Annotated in this window: 15 protein-coding genes and 2 pseudogenes; 9 read left to right on the forward strand and 8 right to left on the reverse strand. The window is 64.2% G+C overall.

What is annotated here, in order from left to right; translation table 11 throughout:
- Positions 1-101: 101 nt before the first annotated feature.
- The 8 genes and pseudogenes from QCE49_RS00555 to QCE49_RS00590 form a co-directional block, all read left to right on the forward strand.
- Positions 102-1,511 (forward strand): annotated as a pseudogene (locus tag QCE49_RS00555) (methyl-accepting chemotaxis protein); the annotation flags it as partial.
- A gap of 138 nt (positions 1,512-1,649) precedes the next feature.
- Positions 1,650-2,573, forward strand: a complete 924-nt coding sequence (locus QCE49_RS00560) for a CheR family methyltransferase (RefSeq protein ID WP_033536589.1) — start codon at positions 1,650-1,652, stop codon at positions 2,571-2,573.
- Positions 2,570-3,295 (forward strand): chemoreceptor glutamine deamidase CheD, encoded by a 726-nt coding sequence (gene cheD / locus QCE49_RS00565; protein ID WP_033536555.1) that lies wholly within the window; start codon positions 2,570-2,572, stop codon positions 3,293-3,295. Before QCE49_RS00560 ends, cheD begins: the two co-directional genes overlap by 4 nt.
- Entirely contained in the window at positions 3,292-4,383 is a 1,092-nt protein-coding gene (locus QCE49_RS00570) for a chemotaxis response regulator protein-glutamate methylesterase (RefSeq protein ID WP_008351872.1), read from the forward strand. Before cheD ends, QCE49_RS00570 begins: the two co-directional genes overlap by 4 nt.
- A gap of 49 nt (positions 4,384-4,432) precedes the next feature.
- Positions 4,433-4,828, forward strand: coding sequence for a chemotaxis response regulator CheY (gene cheY, locus QCE49_RS00575; protein WP_008351870.1), 396 nt, complete (start codon positions 4,433-4,435; stop codon positions 4,826-4,828).
- A gap of 2 nt (positions 4,829-4,830) precedes the next feature.
- Positions 4,831-5,547: a protein phosphatase CheZ gene (gene cheZ, locus QCE49_RS00580; RefSeq protein ID WP_008351868.1), complete on the forward strand. Its 717-nt coding sequence runs from the start codon at positions 4,831-4,833 to the stop codon at positions 5,545-5,547.
- A 256-nt stretch (positions 5,548-5,803) separates the two neighbouring features.
- Positions 5,804-6,337 carry a DUF2844 domain-containing protein gene (locus QCE49_RS00585; RefSeq protein WP_239294313.1) on the forward strand — a complete coding sequence of 178 codons (534 nt, stop codon included), beginning with the start codon at positions 5,804-5,806 and terminating at the stop codon, positions 6,335-6,337.
- A gap of 17 nt (positions 6,338-6,354) precedes the next feature.
- Positions 6,355-7,674 (forward strand): DUF3443 domain-containing protein, encoded by a 1,320-nt coding sequence (locus QCE49_RS00590; protein ID WP_034470435.1) that lies wholly within the window; start codon positions 6,355-6,357, stop codon positions 7,672-7,674.
- Between the two features lie 62 nt (positions 7,675-7,736).
- Here QCE49_RS00590 and QCE49_RS00595 read toward each other — a convergent pair whose 3' ends face one another.
- The 4 genes and pseudogenes from QCE49_RS00595 to argS form a co-directional block, all read right to left on the reverse strand.
- Entirely contained in the window at positions 7,737-8,510 is a 774-nt protein-coding gene (locus QCE49_RS00595; RefSeq protein WP_250438901.1) for an SDR family oxidoreductase, read from the reverse strand.
- A gap of 15 nt (positions 8,511-8,525) precedes the next feature.
- Positions 8,526-9,173 carry a thiol:disulfide interchange protein DsbA/DsbL gene (locus QCE49_RS00600; RefSeq protein WP_034470441.1) on the reverse strand — a complete coding sequence of 216 codons (648 nt, stop codon included), beginning with the start codon at positions 9,171-9,173 and terminating at the stop codon, positions 8,526-8,528.
- Positions 9,174-9,297: 124 nt separating this feature from the next.
- Positions 9,298-10,059 (reverse strand): SPOR domain-containing protein, encoded by a 762-nt coding sequence (locus QCE49_RS00605; protein ID WP_008351857.1) that lies wholly within the window; start codon positions 10,057-10,059, stop codon positions 9,298-9,300.
- Positions 10,060-10,188: 129 nt separating this feature from the next.
- Positions 10,189-11,973 (reverse strand): annotated as a pseudogene (argS, locus tag QCE49_RS00610) (arginine--tRNA ligase).
- Between the two features lie 259 nt (positions 11,974-12,232).
- On the opposite strand from argS, the gene QCE49_RS00615 reads away from it, so the two are divergent.
- Positions 12,233-12,559: a DUF1840 domain-containing protein gene (locus QCE49_RS00615; protein ID WP_008351853.1), complete on the forward strand. Its 327-nt coding sequence runs from the start codon at positions 12,233-12,235 to the stop codon at positions 12,557-12,559.
- A 103-nt stretch (positions 12,560-12,662) separates the two neighbouring features.
- Here the strand turns inward: QCE49_RS00615 and QCE49_RS00620 are convergent, their stop codons facing one another.
- The 4 genes from QCE49_RS00620 to QCE49_RS00635 all read right to left on the reverse strand — a co-directional run bounded on the left by QCE49_RS00620 (position 12,663) and on the right by QCE49_RS00635 (position 17,295).
- On the reverse strand, positions 12,663-12,869 hold the full coding sequence (locus tag QCE49_RS00620; RefSeq protein WP_008351852.1) for a hypothetical protein: 207 nt from the start codon (positions 12,867-12,869) through the stop codon (positions 12,663-12,665).
- A gap of 146 nt (positions 12,870-13,015) precedes the next feature.
- On the reverse strand, positions 13,016-15,757 hold the full coding sequence (gene metH / locus QCE49_RS00625; protein WP_275445841.1) for a methionine synthase: 2,742 nt from the start codon (positions 15,755-15,757) through the stop codon (positions 13,016-13,018).
- Positions 15,754-16,815 carry a homocysteine S-methyltransferase family protein gene (locus tag QCE49_RS00630; protein WP_008351850.1) on the reverse strand — a complete coding sequence of 354 codons (1,062 nt, stop codon included), beginning with the start codon at positions 16,813-16,815 and terminating at the stop codon, positions 15,754-15,756. Before QCE49_RS00630 ends, metH begins: the two co-directional genes overlap by 4 nt.
- A 222-nt stretch (positions 16,816-17,037) precedes the next feature.
- The gene (locus tag QCE49_RS00635) at positions 17,038-17,295 is read right to left on the reverse strand and encodes a DUF3567 domain-containing protein (RefSeq protein ID WP_008351849.1); all 258 of its coding nucleotides are present in this window, start codon (positions 17,293-17,295) and stop codon (positions 17,038-17,040) included.
- Between the last annotated feature and the right edge of the window lie 26 nt (positions 17,296-17,321).

Consider the following 17,321-nt stretch of genomic DNA (forward strand, 5'->3'; position numbering starts at 1 on the left):
GCCGAAGCTCGCCGCGTTCGTGCGCTGCGCGGTGGATATTCGCACCGTCGATGTCGATGCCGCCAGCGAGCTCGGCGTGCTCGTCACGCTCGACAATCCGAGCGATCCGGGCGAACGACCTGGCCGCGTATCACGCGATCGCGGACACGAAGATCAGCCCGATGTTCGTCGCGTTCGATCAGGCCGTGACGGCTGCGGTCGCGTCGCATCAGGCGCACGCGGAAAGCTCGCGCGCGAGCACGTCGTCGAATATCGCGGCGCTCAACATGACGATCGGCGCGGTGCTCGTGCTCGCGGTGCTGATGCTGATCGGCACGCGCATGGCGCTCTCCAGCCTGATCGTGAAGCCGATCAACGAGGCCGTCGATCACTTCGACCGCATCTCGCGCGGCGATCTCACGCGGTCCGCGCAGAGCGAAAGCGGCAACGAAATCGGCCGCCTGTTCGCGGGTATCGAGCGCATGCGCGGCAATCTGACGACGATGGTCGGCGCGGTACATCGCGGCGCGGAATCGATCGATGTCGGCGCGCATGAAATCGCGAGCGGCAACACGGATCTGTCGCAGCGCACGGAAGAGCAGGCGGCGTCGCTGCAGGAAACGGCGTCGAGCATGGAAGAGCTCACGAGCACGGTGAAGCAGAACGCCGACAACGCGCGCCAGGCGAGCCAGCTCGCGGTGAACGCGTCGGATATCGCTTCGCGCGGCGGTGAAGTCGTCGAGCAGGTCGTCGAGACGATGCACGCCATTGCATCGAGCTCGAACAAGGTCGTGGACATCATCGGCGTGATCGAAGGCATCGCGTTCCAGACCAACATTCTCGCGTTGAACGCGGCCGTGGAAGCGGCGCGCGCGGGCGAGGAAGGGCGGGGATTCGCGGTCGTGGCGGGCGAAGTGCGCTCGCTCGCGCAACGCAGCGCGGCGGCGGCGAAGGAAATCAAGGCGCTCATCGGCGATTCGGCCGCGAAGGTCGACAGCGGCACGGAACTCGTCGCGCGCGCCGGTCAGACGATGAGCGAGATCGTGCAGGCGGTGCGCCGCGTGACCGACATCATGGGCGAGATCAGCGCGGCGTCGGAGGAACAGTCCGATGGCATCGAGCAGGTCAATCGCGCCGTCACGCAGATGGACAGCGTGACGCAGCAGAACGCCGCGCTCGTCGAGCAGGCGGCCGCCGCTGCGGCATCGCTCGAAGAGCAGACGCGTCAGCTGAAGGACGTGGTCGCGCAATGGCGCGTGCAAGGCGCGGCGGCAGCGCCGGCGCGCACGAGCGCATCGACGGCCGTGGCGCGTCTTGCGCCGGCGGCGCGCGTCGAACCGTCGACGTCTTCGGTTGCAGCGAAAGCGAAAGCTGTCGAGACGCCAAAAGTTGCGCCGGAAGCGGCCGTTAATAAGGAAGCAGTCAAGGAAACAGTCAAGCCGGCGATCAAGCCGGCGAGCGTTGCCAAGCCCGCTGCGGCACCGCGTGCGAAAGCGACGACCGCCGACGACGGCGACTGGGAAACCTTTTAACCGGACCGGAACGAAAACGGCCATGCAGGCATCGCGCACCACGATCGACACGCAGGAAAAGCGCGAGTCCGCATGGTCGAGCGCGACGAACACGCCACATCGGACGTCGGGGACGACGTCAAGGAAGCACGAAACATCATGATGGCAACGCGCAACGCGCGCGTCGACTTGCCCGCCAATGTGCGCGGCACGGAAGTCGAGCGCGATTTCGAATTCACATCGGCGGATTTCGCCCGCATTCGCGAGCTGATTCATCGCCGCGCAGGCATCTCGCTGTCGGACCACAAACGCGACATGGCGTACAGCCGCCTCGCGCGCCGGCTGCGCGCCTGCGGCATCGATACGTTCAAACAGTATCTCGACCGTCTCGAAACCAACGACGACAACGCCGAATGGGAAGCGTTCGTCAACGCGCTGACCACGAACCTGACGGCGTTTTTCCGCGAGTCGCATCACTTTCCGATTCTCGCGGACTTCGTGAAGCGCCGGCAGCAGCCGTTCTCGGTGTGGTGCTCGGCGGCGTCGACCGGCGAGGAGCCGTATTCCATCGCGATGACGCTCGTCGAAGCGTTGGGCGAACACGCCGCGCGCCAGTGCACGGTGTTCGCGAGCGACATCGACAGTCAAGTGCTCGCGAAAGCCGAAGCGGGCGTGTATTCGCTCGATCAGGTGAAGGCATTGCCCGTCGAGCGTCTCAAGCGCTTCTTCCTGAAGGGCACGGGCGCGCACGCGGGTCTCGTCAAAGTGCGCCCCGAGTTGCGCGCGATGGTGAACTTCGGCCGCGTGAATCTGACCGAAGCGCGCTACGACGTGAAAGGCCCGTTCGACGCGATCTTCTGCCGCAACGTGATGATCTACTTCGACAAGCCGACGCAGGGCCAGGTGCTCACGCGCTTCGAGCCGCTGATGAAGCCGGGCGCGCTGCTCTTCGCGGGGCATTCGGAAAACTTCACGTATGTGTCGCAGGCGTTCAGGCTGCGCGGCCAGACCGTGTACGAACTCACGCGCGATACGAAGGTTGCGAGCGGATCGAAGCGCGCGCTTGCGGGAGAGCCGGCATGAGCGGTCTGCCAATGGCGTCGAATCTCTATTTCGACAATCACTTCAAGAAGCAGGGCGTGAAGCTCCTGCCGAACGAGTTCTACATGACGAGCGAAGACATGGTGCTCGTCACGGTGCTGGGTTCGTGCGTGGCGGCGTGCATCCACGATCGCACGGCGGGCATCGGCGGCATGAATCACTTCATGTTGCCCGATGACGGTTCCGACGCGTCGCACGCATCGTCGGATTCGATGCGCTACGGCGCGTACGCGATGGAAGTGCTCATCAACGAGCTCATCAAGCGCGGCGGACGGCGCGAGCGCTTCGAAGCGAAGGTGTTCGGCGGCGGCGCGGTGCTCGCGGGCATGACGACCATCAACATCGGCGATCGCAATTCGGAGTTCGTGCGGCGTTATCTCGCGCTGGAAAAGATTCGCATCGTCGCCGAGGACTTGCAGGGCGCGCATCCGCGCAAGGTCGCGTTCATGCCGCGCTCGGGTCAGGTGATGGTCAAGAAGCTGAAGACGGCGCATGACCCGGTGGTCGTCGAGCGCGAGCAGGCGCTCGTGCAGCGCACGCCGGAAGAGCGCGCGGAGCGGCTCGCGAAAGCGCGTGCGCGCGTCGAGCTGTTTCAGTCGAACGCGAAACCGCGTGCGGAGTCGTTCACGACGAATGCATCGGCGGCGAAGCGCCCGCGCGTCGAGTTGTTCACGTCGCGTCTCAAGACCGTGGAGGAAGCATGAACACAGCGCCAAAGATCAAAGTGCTGTGCGTCGACGATTCGGCGCTCGTGCGCAGCCTGATGACCGAGATCATCAACGCGCAGCCCGACATGCACGTCTGCGCGACCGCGCCCGATCCGCTCGTCGCGCGCGAGCTCATCAAGCTGCATAACCCGGACGTGCTCACGCTCGACGTCGAAATGCCGCGCATGGACGGCCTCGACTTCCTGGAAAAGCTGATGCGCCTGCGACCGATGCCGGTCGTGATGGTGTCGTCGCTGACCGAGCGCGGCAACGAAATCACGCTGCGCGCGCTGGAACTCGGCGCGGTCGATTTCGTCACGAAGCCGAAAGTCGGCATCCGCGACGGCATGCTCGATTACGCGGAAAAGCTCGCCGACAAGGTGCGCGCCGCATCGCGGGCACGCGTGAAGCAGACGACGCACGCGGCGAGCGCGCCGGCGAACGCGGCGACGCACAAGCCCGCGCCGCATTTCAACAATCCGCTCGTGTCGACGGAAAAGCTCGTGATCGTCGGCGCTTCGACGGGCGGAACGGAAGCGATCCGCGAAGTGCTCGTGCCGCTGCCGCCCGATGCGCCCGCGGTGCTCATCGCGCAGCACATGCCGCCGGGCTTCACGAAGTCGTTCGCGCAGCGCCTGAACGGGCTGTGCCGCATCACCGTGAAGGAAGCCGAGCACGGCGAGCGCGTGTTGCCGGGCCACGCGTACATCGCGCCCGGCCACGCGCATCTGGTGCTCGCGAGGAGCGGTGCGAACTATGTCGCGCATCTGTCGGATGCGCCGCCCGTGAACCGGCATCGGCCTTCGGTCGACGTGCTGTTCCGTTCGGCGGCGCAGCACGCGGGCAAGAACGCGATCGGCGTGATCCTGACCGGCATGGGCCGCGACGGCGCCGCCGGTCTTCTGGACATGCAGCAGGCGGGCGCTTACACGCTCGCGCAGGACGAAGCGAGTTGCGTGGTGTTCGGCATGCCGCGCGAAGCGATTGCAATGGGCGGTGCGAGCGAAATCGCGCCGCTCTCTGAAATGAGCCGGCGCGTGATGGCGCGGCTTGCCTCGATGGGCGAACGCGTACAGCGCGTCTGAACTTTGGATTTAAGCGGCGCCGCCGCATTGAGAACACACTGGAGTCATGATGGACAAGAACATGAAGATCCTCGTCGTCGACGATTTTCCGACGATGCGCCGTATCGTGCGTAACCTGCTCAAGGAGCTGGGCTACGGCAACGTCGACGAAGCCGAAGACGGCGCGGCGGGCCTCGCGCGTCTGCGCGGCGGCGGCTTCGACTTCGTGATCACCGACTGGAACATGCCGAACCTCGACGGCCTGTCGATGCTTCAGCAGATCCGCGCGGACGCGACGCTCTCGCATCTGCCGGTGCTGATGGTGACGGCCGAGTCGAAGAAGGAAAACATCATCGCGGCGGCGCAAGCGGGCGCGAACGGTTACGTGGTGAAGCCTTTCACGGCCGCCACGCTCGACGAGAAGCTCACCAAGATTCTCGAGAAGATGGCCAAAGCGGGGAGCTGATCTTGAACGATCTGACCACTGAACTCGCAGCCGCGGTCGCCGCGGTTGCCGAAAGCGAAGGCGATCCGTCGAGCGACCGCATTCTCGCGCGCATCGGCCAACTGACGCGCACGCTGCGCGATTCGATGCGCGAGCTCGGCCTCGACAAGCAGGTCGAAGCCGCCGCGCAAGCCGTGCCCGACGCGCGCGACCGCCTGAAATATGTCGCGACGATGACCGAGCAGGCCGCCGAGCGCGCGCTCAACGCGATCGAGCTTGCCAAGCCGATGCAGGAATCGCTGCAAACCGAAGCGCAGGCGCTCGACGCGCGCTGGGCGAAGTGGTACGGCGCGCCGCTCGCGCAGGGCGAGGCGGGGGAACTGCTCGCGCAGACGCGCTCGTTCCTGCAGAGCGTGCCGGAGCGCACGCAGGCGACCAATGCCCAATTGCTCGAAATCATGCTCGCGCAGGATTTCCAGGATCTGACCGGCCAGGTCATCAAAAAGATTACGGACGTCGTGTATCTGATCGAGCAGCAATTGCTGGGCGTTTTGCTCGAGAACATCGCGCCGGAACGCCGCGAGCAGTTCGCTGCATCGGCGGCGGCGCTGATGTCGGCAGTGTCGACCGGCAGTCCGGAAAGCCTGCTGAACGGTCCGCAAATCAATCCCGAAGGACGCAGCGACGTCGTGCAGGATCAGTCACAAGTGGACGATCTGCTCGCCAGCCTGGGATTTTGAGGGTGATTTTGTAAGCCTTCGTAACTTAGGCCGGCCTCGAAGTTGCGAGATGACGCGAAGCGCATACCATTGCGCTTCGCGTTTTTTGTTTCGTGCGCTTGCGAACGTTAGGACGGTTCCACCTGGCTGGCATACTGACGATGTTCGCGCCCGCACGATTTTGGGGCGAAAGGCGGTGGCGCATCTGTCACTCAATCGTCAAGCACCGGTCTCTGAATCAAGTGGCGGGGCCGGCGGATAACCGATAGGAGGCCCAGTGAAGGCACCGAAGCAATCCCGTCATGGGCATCTCATGAGCGCGTTGGCAATCGTTGCCGGCGCGCTCGGCGTGAGCGCGGCAGCGCCCGCCTACGCCGTGCTCGGCGGCCAGCCGATGGCAGCGCCGCAAGGCGCCACGGCGGAATCATCCACGGCCGCGGTCGCGCGTGCGGCCGTCGCAAGCGGCGCATCGAGCGCATCGACGACATCGGCGTCGAACTACACCGTTCGCACGACCACGCTCGCGAGCGGAACGGTCATCAACGAATATTTGTCGACGGAAGGCGTCGTGTTCGGCATTGCGTGGCACGGTCCCCGCATGCCGGATCTCGCCAGCCTGCTCGGCAGCTATTTCCCGCAGTATCAGCAGGGCCTGAAGGCGCAACGCGCCGCGCGCGGCGGCCGCGGGCCGGTCAGCGTGCAGGATTCCGGACTCGTCGTGGATTCGGGCGGTCACATGGGCTCGTTCGCGGGCAGCGCGTATTTGCCGCAATCGTTGCCTGCCGGCGTGTCCGCCAGCGACATCCAGTAAGCGACGGGAGACTCAGTATGCATAGAACGACACTCGGCCATCCCGCTCTCTCTTCGTCCCGGCGCGGCGGCCTTGCCCGCTGGCTCGGCGTGCTCTGCCTTTCCGTCATGCTCGCGGCCTGCGGCGGTGGCGGCGGCGACGACTCCAGTTCCAGCAGCGGCGGCGGTTCGTCGGGCGGCTCCGGCGGCTCGGGCGGTTCCAGCGGCGGCGGCTCGACCACCAGCACCGCGAACGCGCAGCCGATCGCGCCCAACGGCACGAACGCGGTGGCGATCAACGTCAACTCCGGCGCCGCGGGCTTCGTCAACATTCCGAACGTATCGGTGACGGTGTGCGCGCCGGGCTCGTCGGTGTGTCAGACGATCGACAACATTCAGGTCGACACGGCGTCCTTCGGCCTGCGCATTCTCGGATCGGCGGCGCAGAACGTGCTCGGCAGCCTGCCGACCTCGCGCGCGTCGAACGGCGGGCAGCTCGCCGAATGCGCCGGTTTCGCCGACGGCTACACGTGGGGCACCGTCCGCACGGCCGACGTGAAGATGGGCACGGAAGTGGCGTCGGGCGTGCCGATTCAGATCATCGGCGATCTGAGTGCATCCGCGGCGCCGACCGGCGACAACGGCTGTCCGTCCGGCAGCGACGAAAATTCGACCGCCGACATCGGCGCGAACGGCATTCTCGGCATCGGCCCGCAGGCCTACGACTGCGGCGACGGCTGCGCGAGCACGGCGCTCAACGCGATGTACTTCTCGTGCACCAACGGCGCGAATTGCTCGGGTGTCGCGGTGCCGCTGGCGCAGCAAGTGACGAATCCGGTCACCAAGTTCGCGGTCAACAACAACGGCGTGATCGTGCAATTGCCGCCCGTTGCCGATAACGGCGCGGCCACCGCGACCGGCGTGCTGATATTCGGCATCGGCACGCAGAGCAACAACGGGATCAGCAACGTGACGAAGTACGGCACCGATCCCTATGGCGATCTGACCGGCACGTACAAGGGCAAGACGTACAAGACGTTCTTCGACACCGGGTCGAACGGCAACTTCTTCCAGGATAGTTTTCCGCTGTGCAACGGATCGTCGGCGTTCTATTGCCCGAGCGCGACGCAGTCGCTGTCGACCACGATCAAAGGCAGCGAAGGCAACAGCGCCACCGTGCCGTTCCTGCTCGCCAACGCGAGCACGCTGACGCAAGGCAAGAACAAGTTCGCCTTCAACAGTCTCGGCGGTCAGTTGGGCATGTCGAACTTCTTCGACTTCGGCTTGCCGTTCTTCTTCGGCCGGCATGTCTACGTCGGATACCAGTTGCCGAACAGCTCGGCCTACGTCGCGTTCTGACCGTTCGGACGTTCGCCCGATAAAAAACCGGCTGCGTTTGCGCGCAGCCGGTTTTTTTTACGTCATTCGTCCGCGCGTGGTTTGCGTGGCGCGCGTTCGGCGAGCGCGTCGTAGAGCCAGCGCGGCAGGACGTGCATCAGCATGCCCGCGACGCGCATCTGCCATGGAAACGTCGCGTAGCGCACCTTGCGTTCGATCGCGTCGGCGGCTTTCGCGGCGAAGCGGTCGGCGTCCATCAGGAACGGCATGCGATACGGATTGTGCGCGGTCATCTCCGAGCGCACGTAGCCCGGCGCGATCGTGACGACGGCCACGCCGAGCGGGCGCATCTCCACGCGCAACGATTCCAGATATTTCGCCACCGCCGATTTCGACGCGCTGTACGCGCCGCCGCCGGGCAGCCCGCGCACGCCCGCGACGCTTGCAATGCCGACGAGCGTGCCGCGCCGCGCGGCCGTCATCGACGCGACGAACGGCTCGAACGTCGCGACCATGCCGAAATAGTTCACGTCCATCACGGCACGGAAGGTGTCGAGATCGCCGTGGCCCGTCAGCGCGCCCCGGCTCATGCCCGCGTTCGCGATGACGACATCCGCCGTGCCGTGCTCCGCGATGAAGCGGCGCGCGGCATCGGCGAGCGCGTCGGGGTCGCGCACATCGGCGGGATAGATCGAGATGGAGCTTTGCGGATGACGGGCCGCGAATGCGGCGAGGGAATCGGCGCGGCGGGCGACGAGGCCGAGGATGGCCCCGCGCTTCACATACTCTTCGGCCATTGCAAGGCCGATGCCGCTCGACGCCCCGGTGATAAAGACCTTCAAACGAACTGCGGTCATGCGGAGCGTCGGTGCTTACAGCTTCTTGTCGCGGACTTGCTGGACGAGGAAGTCCATGACCTGCGTCGTCCCCGGCAGGCTGTTGGTCATCGCCGGGCCGGTTTCGTACTTGCCCTGCACGACGACCGTCGGCACGCCGTCGATCTTGTAGTCCTGCAGGAGCTTGGCGTCGCGCTGCACGGCGCTTTGCGTCGAGAACGAGTTATACGCGTCCATGTACTTCTTCGGATCGACGCCCTGCGTCTTGAGGAAGTCCGCCTGCGCCTGCGGCGTCAGCAGATAGTTCTTCTTCACGTGGATTTCGTTGAACACGGCCGGCGTGACCTTTTCCGCGACGCCGAGCGCGTCGAGCGCGTGATACATCTTCGAGTGCGGAATGAAGTCGTCGCGGAATGCCACCGGCACGCGCTTGAACACGACGTCCGGACCTTGCTTCTTCGCCCATGCCTCGATGTACGGCTCGAACTCGTTGCAATGCGGGCAGCCGTACCAGAAGAACTCGATGACCTCGACCTTGCCCGCAGGCGCGGCGATCGGCTGAGCCGCCTGCAGCACGGTGTAATCCTTGCCGGCGGTGGGCGCGGCCATCGCGGAATTCGCGACGCTCAGGGATGCGGCTGCGATGCCGAGGGAGAGAGCCAACGCGCTAAAGATTTTTTTCATGATTGAAGAGATACGCAATGGAAACGCGACGGAACAAAAGCAGGCCCATAAGTGGGACATACGACGCTTAAGCCACGCTTAAGCGTCGCGGCGCTTCGACTTCGTTTGCTGCGTTATTGCTTCGTTATTGCTTCGAGAAACGGATGACGGCGGTATCGACGCCCGCATCGGACAGACGCTGGCGCGCGGTGTTCATGTCCTCGAACTTCGCGAACGGCCCGATCCGCACGCGATAGTACGTGACGCCGCCTGCATCGCGCTGCGTGACCTTCGATTCGAAGCCCTGGAAGCCGAGACGCGCGCGCTGCTGTTCGGCATCCGCCTGCGTCTTGTACGCGCCGACTTGCAGGAAGTAGCCCGTGTTCGGCTCGCCGGGCGCGGGCGGCGTGGTCTTCGCCGTCGTGGGCGCCGAGCCGCCCTTCGGCGGCGTGGCGTTCGCGTTGCTCGTCGCGGCGGGCGCGCCCGGTGCGGCTTCGGGCTTCTTCGCGGGCGCTGTGCTCGCGGTCTTCGGCGCCGATGCCGTTGCGCCCGACGGCGGTACTTCGACGATCTGCGGCTCGTCGAGCATGCCCGACGACTGCGTCTGATTGTTGGTCTGGCCCGGCGCGGTGTTGGGCGGCGTGGGCTGCGCGGCTTGCGGCACCGCCTGGCCCGGCGTCTTGCCTTGCAGCGGACGATTCGGATCGTACGGTTGCGCGGCGGCAGGCGCGGAGTTGGCCTCGGACGGCGGCGGCGCGACCTTCGCCACGAATGGCGTGGGCGCACGCGTGATGTACAGCGCGACGATTACGGCAATCGCGAGGCCGACGATCAGGCCCAGCACGATACCGATAAACGTTCCCCCCGTTTGCTTCGACTGCTTCGATGTGCGGCGTGGTTTTGCCATCGTATGAATCACCTGCGAGAAAGTCTTCTGGTTGGGCGACGATTATAGCGGCGGCTCAAGACAAGCCCGCGCCAGGCATCTGCTTGCGCACGCCGAAAATTCTGAATTCGTGCGTGCGCGGCAGAAGGGTCACATCTTTTGAGGAGCGGAAACGCCGATGGTCGCGAGACCGTTTTCGAGAACCTGACGCGTCGCCGCGAGCAGCGCGATGCGCGCGGTGCGTTCCTTTTCGTCGTCCACGAGCACGCGCTCCGCATTGTAGATCGAGTGAAATTCGCCAGCGAGAGCTCGCAGTTAGAACGCGCCGGCGTGCGGCGTGAGGTCGTCGGCGGCGTGCGCGAGCATTTCGGGGAATTCGGCGAGCTTGTTGAGCAGCGCCATTGCGCGGTCGCTCGACAGCGGCGAGAGATCGGCCTGCGCTGCCTTCGAAATATCGCCGCCGAACTTCTCCTTCCAGTCGTTCAGGATCGTGCAAATGCGCGCGTGCGCGTATTGCACGTAATAGACCGGATTCTCGTCGTTCTGCTTGAGCGCGAGGTCGATGTCGAACACGAATTCGGTGTCGGCCTTGCGCGAAATGAGGAAGAAGCGCACGGCATCGCGGCCGCGGCGGATGGTGTCCTCGTCGATCTGATCGGGCGCGGTTTCGTGGCCCGGCGTGAGTCCGCCCGACCATTCGATCAGATCGCGCACCGTCACGTAGCTGCCCGCGCGTTTGGAGATTTTCACTTCCTGGCCGTCGCGCATGACGGTGACCATCTTGTGCAGCACGTAGTCGGGATAGCCCTTCGGAATGCCGATGCCGAGTCCCTGCAAGCCGGCGCGCACGCGCGCGATCGTGCCGTGATGGTCCGAGCCCTGGATGTTGATGACCTTCGTGTAGCCGCGTTCCCACTTGGTCACGTGATACGCCACGTCCGGCACGAAGTACGTGTACGTGCCGTCGGACTTTTTCATGACGCGGTCCTTGTCGTCGCCGTCGTCGGTGGTGCGCAGCCACAGCGCGCCGTCCTGCTCGTACGTCTTGCCGGCATCGACGAGCGCCGCGACCGTCTTCTCGACACGGCCTTCCTTGTACAGCGACGACTCCAGATAGAACTGGTCGAACTTCACGCCGAACGCGGTGAGATCCATGTCCTGCTCGTGACGCAGATACGCGACCGCGAAATGACGGATGGCTTCGAGGTCCTCGACGTCGCCTTTGCCCTTCACCGGTTCGCCGTCCTTCGCCGCGACGGTTTCGCCCGCCATGTAGTCGCGCGCGATATCGGCGATGTACTCGCCGTTGTACGCCGCTTCCGGCCACTGCTCGTCGCCCGGCTTGAGGCCGCGCGCGCGCAGTTGCGTGGACGTGGCGAGATTGCCGATCTGCACGCCCGCGTCGTTGTAGTAGAACTCGCGATGCACGTCGTAGCCCTGCGTTTCGAGCAGGTTCGAGAGCGCATCGCCGAGCGCCGCCTGACGGCCGTGGCCGACATGCAGCGGGCCCGTCGGGTTCGCCGATACGAATTCGACGAGCACGTGCCTGCCGGCGTCGCGCGTCGAACGGCCGAACGCGGCGGCTTCGCCGAGCACGGCCGGGATCACGTCTTGCTTGGCCGTCGCCGAAAGACGCAGATTGATGAAGCCCGGACCCGCCACTTCGGCGCTCTCGACGAGACCCTTCGCGGCCGGCAGGCCGAGCACCGCATCGACGATCTGCTGCGCGAGCTGACGCGGATTCGCGCGCAGCGGCTTGGCGAGTTGCATCGCGACATTCGACGCCACGTCGCCGTGCGCCGCGACCTTCGGTCGTTCGAGGACGATCGTGGGCGTGACGAAGGCCGCTTCGCTGGCGCCTTGCGTGGCTTGCGCGACCTGCTTGACCGCGTCGGTGATGAGCGTTTCGAGAGTGTGTTTATGTGCGGGCAGCATGCTGAATGTGATCCAGTGGAGCGAGGGCTGACGGGGCGCGTTCCGGCGTGCATGCCGGCTCGGAAGGACGTCTTCGCGACGCGTTGGCCCCGCATGTGGTGTTGGCAGGCGAACGGAACCGGCCACCACATAAAGTGGGGATTTTAGCAGGTGCTAATATGTCGAATCAGGGTGTCGTCATGTTGTCAGGGAGACCGGCTCGTCTGCGCGTTTCGTTTGCAAACCGCCTATGACCCAACATAAACAAAAGGACCATGCCATGCTGATCACATTCAAATCCCCGGCCGCACCGGATGTCATCATGCTCGAGAACCTCGCGGAGTACTTGCTCGGCATCATCGGCAAGCAGCTCACGGCGCGGGGCGTCATCACGCACGATGAAATTCCCGCCGCCATTCAGAAGCTCGAAGCGGCGGTCGTCACCGACAAGAGAGAGCGCGCCGAGCACGACGGCCGTTTTCATGAAGGCGAAGAAGGACATGAGCCGCACGAGCTTCCCATCGGGCTCGCGCAGCGCGCGTTTCCTTTCCTCGACATGCTTCGCCTAGCGCAAAAGCACGACAAGGACATTCTCTGGGGCGTCTGAGGCGCGCGATTCGCAGCGACACAAAGAAAAACCCGCATCGTTTCCGATGCGGGTTTTTTTCTTCCGACGAAACGTCTGACGGCTTCAGTCGCGCTGCGGCGTGTTACTGCGACTGGCCGCCTTCCGGCCCGGCGGGTTTCGCGGGCGGATGTTGCTTCTTCGGCTTCTTCGGTTTCTTCTTGTGCTCGGTTTGCGGCGGCGAGTACGACGAAGCCTCGGTGCTGCTCGCCTGCGCGAAAGCGGCGGTACTCGACGCGGCGAGCAAAGCCGCGGTGATCGCTACGGTTACGGCGGACGTCATCTTCTTCATGCGACTTTCTCCGTTGACGAAAAGAATGCGTTGGCCGTCATGTCGACGGCTTATCGCGCTGACAAGTCTACGGAATTCAAAAATTTCCCGCCTGTTCCGTGCATATTCCGGCTATCACTTGCGCGATATGTCGTTTTCACGATGCCTTAGCGCAACGGCGCGAGCGCGCGTTCCGCGTCGGAGGTCGAGATCGCCATGCGTTCGGCGTAGCTCGCGAGCTGATCGTCGCCGATCTTGCCCACCGAAAAGTACGTGCTGTCCGGATGCGCGATATAGAAGCCCGAGACGCTCGCGGCCGGCAGCATCGCGAGCGATTCGGTCACGCTCATGCCGATCTCGTTCGCCTGAAGCACTTCGAACATGTCGCGCTTGACGAGGTGATCCGGGCACGCCGGATAACCCGGCGCCGGACGAATGCCGACATACTTCTCCGCGATCAGCGCATCGTTGTCGAGCGTCTCGTTCGCGGCGTAGCCCCACAATTCGCGGCGCACGCGCGCATGGAGCGCTTCGGCGAAGGCTTCCGCGAAACGGTCGGCGAGCGCCTTCAGCATGATCGCGCTGTAGTCGTCGTGATCGGCTTCGAACTGTTGTTCCTTTTTATCGACGCCGATGCCCGCCGTCACCGCGAACATGCCGATGTAGTCCTTCACGCCCGAATCCTTCGGCGCGATGAAATCGGCGAGCGAGCGGTTCGGGCGCATCACGCCATCGACGACCGGACGCACGCTTTGTTGACGCAGATTGCGCCACGTCATCGCCACTTGCGAGCGCGATTCGTCCGTGTAGATCTCGATGTCGTCGTCGTTCACGGTGTTGGCGGGTAAAAGCGTGATGACGCCGTTCGCCGTCAGCCAGCGGCCCTGAATGAGGCGCGAGAGCATCGACTTGCCGTCGGAGAACACGCGCCGCGCCGACTCGCCGACGATCTCGTCATTGAGAATCGCGGGATAGGGACCGGCGAGATCCCACGTCTGAAAGAACGGACCCCAGTCGATGTAATTCGCCAGTTCCGCGAGGTCGTAGTTCTTGAACACGCGCCGCCCGATGAAGCTCGGCTTCTTCGGCGCGTAGGCGCTCCAGTCGATCTTCGTCTTGTTGGCGCGCGCTTCGTCGTACGTGACCATCGGCTGCGCTTTGCGGTTCGCGTGCTGCGTGCGGATGCGCTCGTAGTCGCTCTTGAGTTCGTCGAGATACTTCGCCGCGCCTTCGTCCGACAACAGGCTCGACGCCACCGACACCGAACGCGACGCATCCGGCACGTACACGACCGGCCCTTCGTAATGCGGCGCGATCTTCACGGCGGTATGCACGCGCGAAGTCGTCGCGCCGCCGATGAGCAGCGGCGTCTGCTTGCCGCGGAAGTATTCGTCGCGCTGCATTTCGGACGCGACATAAGCCATCTCTTCGAGGCTCGGCGTGATCAGTCCCGACAGCCCGATGATGTCCGCGCCTTCTTCCTTCGCCTTCTGCAGGATGGTCGCGCAGGGCACCATCACGCCCATGTTGACCACTTCGAAGTTGTTGCACTGGAGCACGACCGACACGATGTTCTTGCCGATGTCGTGCACATCGCCCTTCACGGTCGCGATGACGATCTTGCCCTTCGGCCGCACGTCCGCGCCGGCATCGGCGAGACGCTTCTTCTCTTCTTCGATGAACGGGATCAGGTGCGCGACCGCCTGCTTCATCACGCGCGCCGACTTCACGACTTGCGGCAGGAACATCTTGCCCGCGCCGAACAGGTCGCCGACGATGTTCATGCCGTCCATCAGCGGGCCTTCGATCACGTTGATCGGACGACCGCCGGCCTTGTCGATCTTCTGCCGCACTTCTTCCGTATCTTCGACGATGAAGTTCGTGATGCCGTGCACGAGCGCATGCGACAGACGCGCCTCGACCGGCTGATTGCGCCATTCGAGGTTTTCTTCCTTCTTCGCGGCGCCGGTCTTGAACTTGTCCGCGATTTCGAGCAGACGGTCGGTGCCGTCCTCACGACGATTCAGCACGACGTCTTCCACGCGCTCGCGCAACTCGGCGTCGAGATCGGCATACACGCCGAGCTGGCCCGCGTTGACGATGCCCATGTCCATGCCAGCCTGAATCGCGTGATACAGAAACACGGTATGAATCGCCTCGCGCACCGGATCGTTGCCGCGAAACGAGAACGACACGTTCGACACGCCGCCGCTCACTTTCGCGTGCGGCAGGTTCTGCTTGATCCAGCGCGTCGCTTCGATGAAATCGACCGCGTAGTTGTTGTGCTCTTCGATGCCCGTCGCGATTGCGAAGATGTTCGGATCGAAGATGATGTCTTCGGGCTCGAAGCCGACTTCGTTCACGAGAATGTCGTAAGAGCGTTTGCAGATTTCCGTCTTGCGCTGAAACGTGTCGGCCTGGCCTTGCTCGTCGAAGGCCATCACCACCGATGCCGCGCCGTAGCGGCGAATCAGCTTCGCATGATGAACGAACTGCTCCTTGCCTTCCTTCAGCGAGATCGAATTGACGATCGCCTTGCCTTGCACGCATTTCAGGCCCGCTTCGATCACGTCCCACTTCGACGAGTCGATCATGATCGGCACGCGCGCGATATCCGGCTCCGACGCGATCAGATTCAGGAAGCGCACCATCGCGGCTTTCGAATCGAGCATCGCTTCGTCCATGTTGATGTCGATGACCTGCGCGCCGTTCTCGACCTGCTGGCGCGCGACGGCGAGCGCTTCGTCGAACTGGCCGTTCAGGATCATGCGCGCGAACGCCTTCGAGCCGGTCACGTTCGTGCGCTCGCCGACGTTGATGAAAAGCGAGCCGTCGGTGACGTTGAACGGCTCGAGGCCGGAAAGACGCATCGTGTGATCGGTCATGTCTTGTTCTCTTCTCTGATTCAGGCGGCGTCGCGGTATTGCGAGGGGAAAGCGCGCGGCTTCACTTCGGCGAGCGCCTTCGCGATTTCCGCGATGTGCTCCGGCGTCGTGCCGCAGCAGCCGCCCGCGACGTTGACGAGCCCGGCGGACGCGAATTCCTTCAGCAATCCGGACGTTACGTCCGGCGTCTCGTCGAAGCCGGTGTCGCTCATCGGATTCGGCAGGCCCGCGTTCGGGTAGCAGGACACGTAGGTATCGCACAGCTTCGCCAGCTCGGCGATGTACGGACGCATCAGCGCCGCGCCGAGCGCGCAGTTCAGGCCGAACGTGAGCGGCTTCGCGTGACGCAGCGAGTTCCAGAACGCCTCGACCGTTTGCCCGGAGAGAATGCGGCCCGATGCATCGGTGACGGTGCCGGAGATCATGATCGGCACGAGTTCGCCGGTGTCCTCGAACAGTTGATCGAGCGCGAACAGCGCGGCCTTTGCATTGAGCGTGTCGAAGATCGTTTCGACGAGGAACAGATCGCAGCCCGCATCGAGCAGCGCCTTCGCCTGCTCGTAGTACGCGTCGCGCAGTTCGTCGAAGGTCACGTTGCGCGCGCCCGGATCGTTCACGTCGGGCGAAATGCTCGCGGTCTTCGGCGTCGGTCCGATCGCGCCCGCGACGAAACGCGGCTTGTCGGGCGTCGAGTATTTGTCGCAGGCTTCGCGCGCAAGCTTCGCCGACTCGATGTTCATCTCGGCGGCGAGGTCTTCCATGCCGTAATCGGCCTGGGCGACACGCGTCGCGCCGAACGTGTTCGTTTCGAGGATGTCCGCGCCCGCAGCCAGATACTGCTCATGAATCTCGCGGATCACCTGCGGCTGCGTGATCGACAGCAGTTCGTTATTGCCCTTGATGTCGCGGCCGTAGTCCTTGAAGCGCTCGCCGCGATACGCGGCTTCGTCGAGCTTGTAGCGCTGGATCATCGTGCCCATCGCGCCGTCGAGAATCAGGATGCGCTTTTGCAGCAGCGCGGGCAGCGCGGCGCCGCGCGTATAGGCGCGCGCGGGGGCTTTCGGAATGGCGTTCTGGGTCATGACGGACGAGGCCTGCACCAAATGTGAAATAGCCTGACATTGTAGCCGCAGCGCGCAACGGTCGCTCCCGATGGGCGGGCGCGTGCGCGATTCCGGGCGGGCAAAAAAAGAACCCCGCCTGGCGCGGGCGGGGTCTTTGGGAAGTGGCGAGTGTCGCCTGTGCCGCTGGTCCGGGCGGCGGCGGGCGCGAGCGGCATGGCGCCGCACGCGCGCGTGCATGCATCAGTGAAGCACGACGGGTTGATTCATCAAGATATCGAACTGGCCGAGGAATTCATCGACATCCTCGAGCGACGGCTCTTCAGCGATCAACTGTTGCACGTGCTCGCGAAACTTCGCCGCGAGCGCGCCGTCAATGAAGATCTCCCGCTGCGTGTTCTTGTCGACGATCTCGTAGCCGCCCGCCTTCATGGCGAGGTGGTTGTCTTGCGGCGGAAATTCGACGACGCAATAGTTGGGGCTGTTGTAGATCATTTGCATGGCGACACTCCTTATTCCTTGTTTGC

It is taken from the genome of Caballeronia sp. LZ008 (genome assembly GCF_031451435.1).
Classification (GTDB): Bacteria; Pseudomonadota; Gammaproteobacteria; order Burkholderiales; family Burkholderiaceae; genus Caballeronia; species Caballeronia zhejiangensis.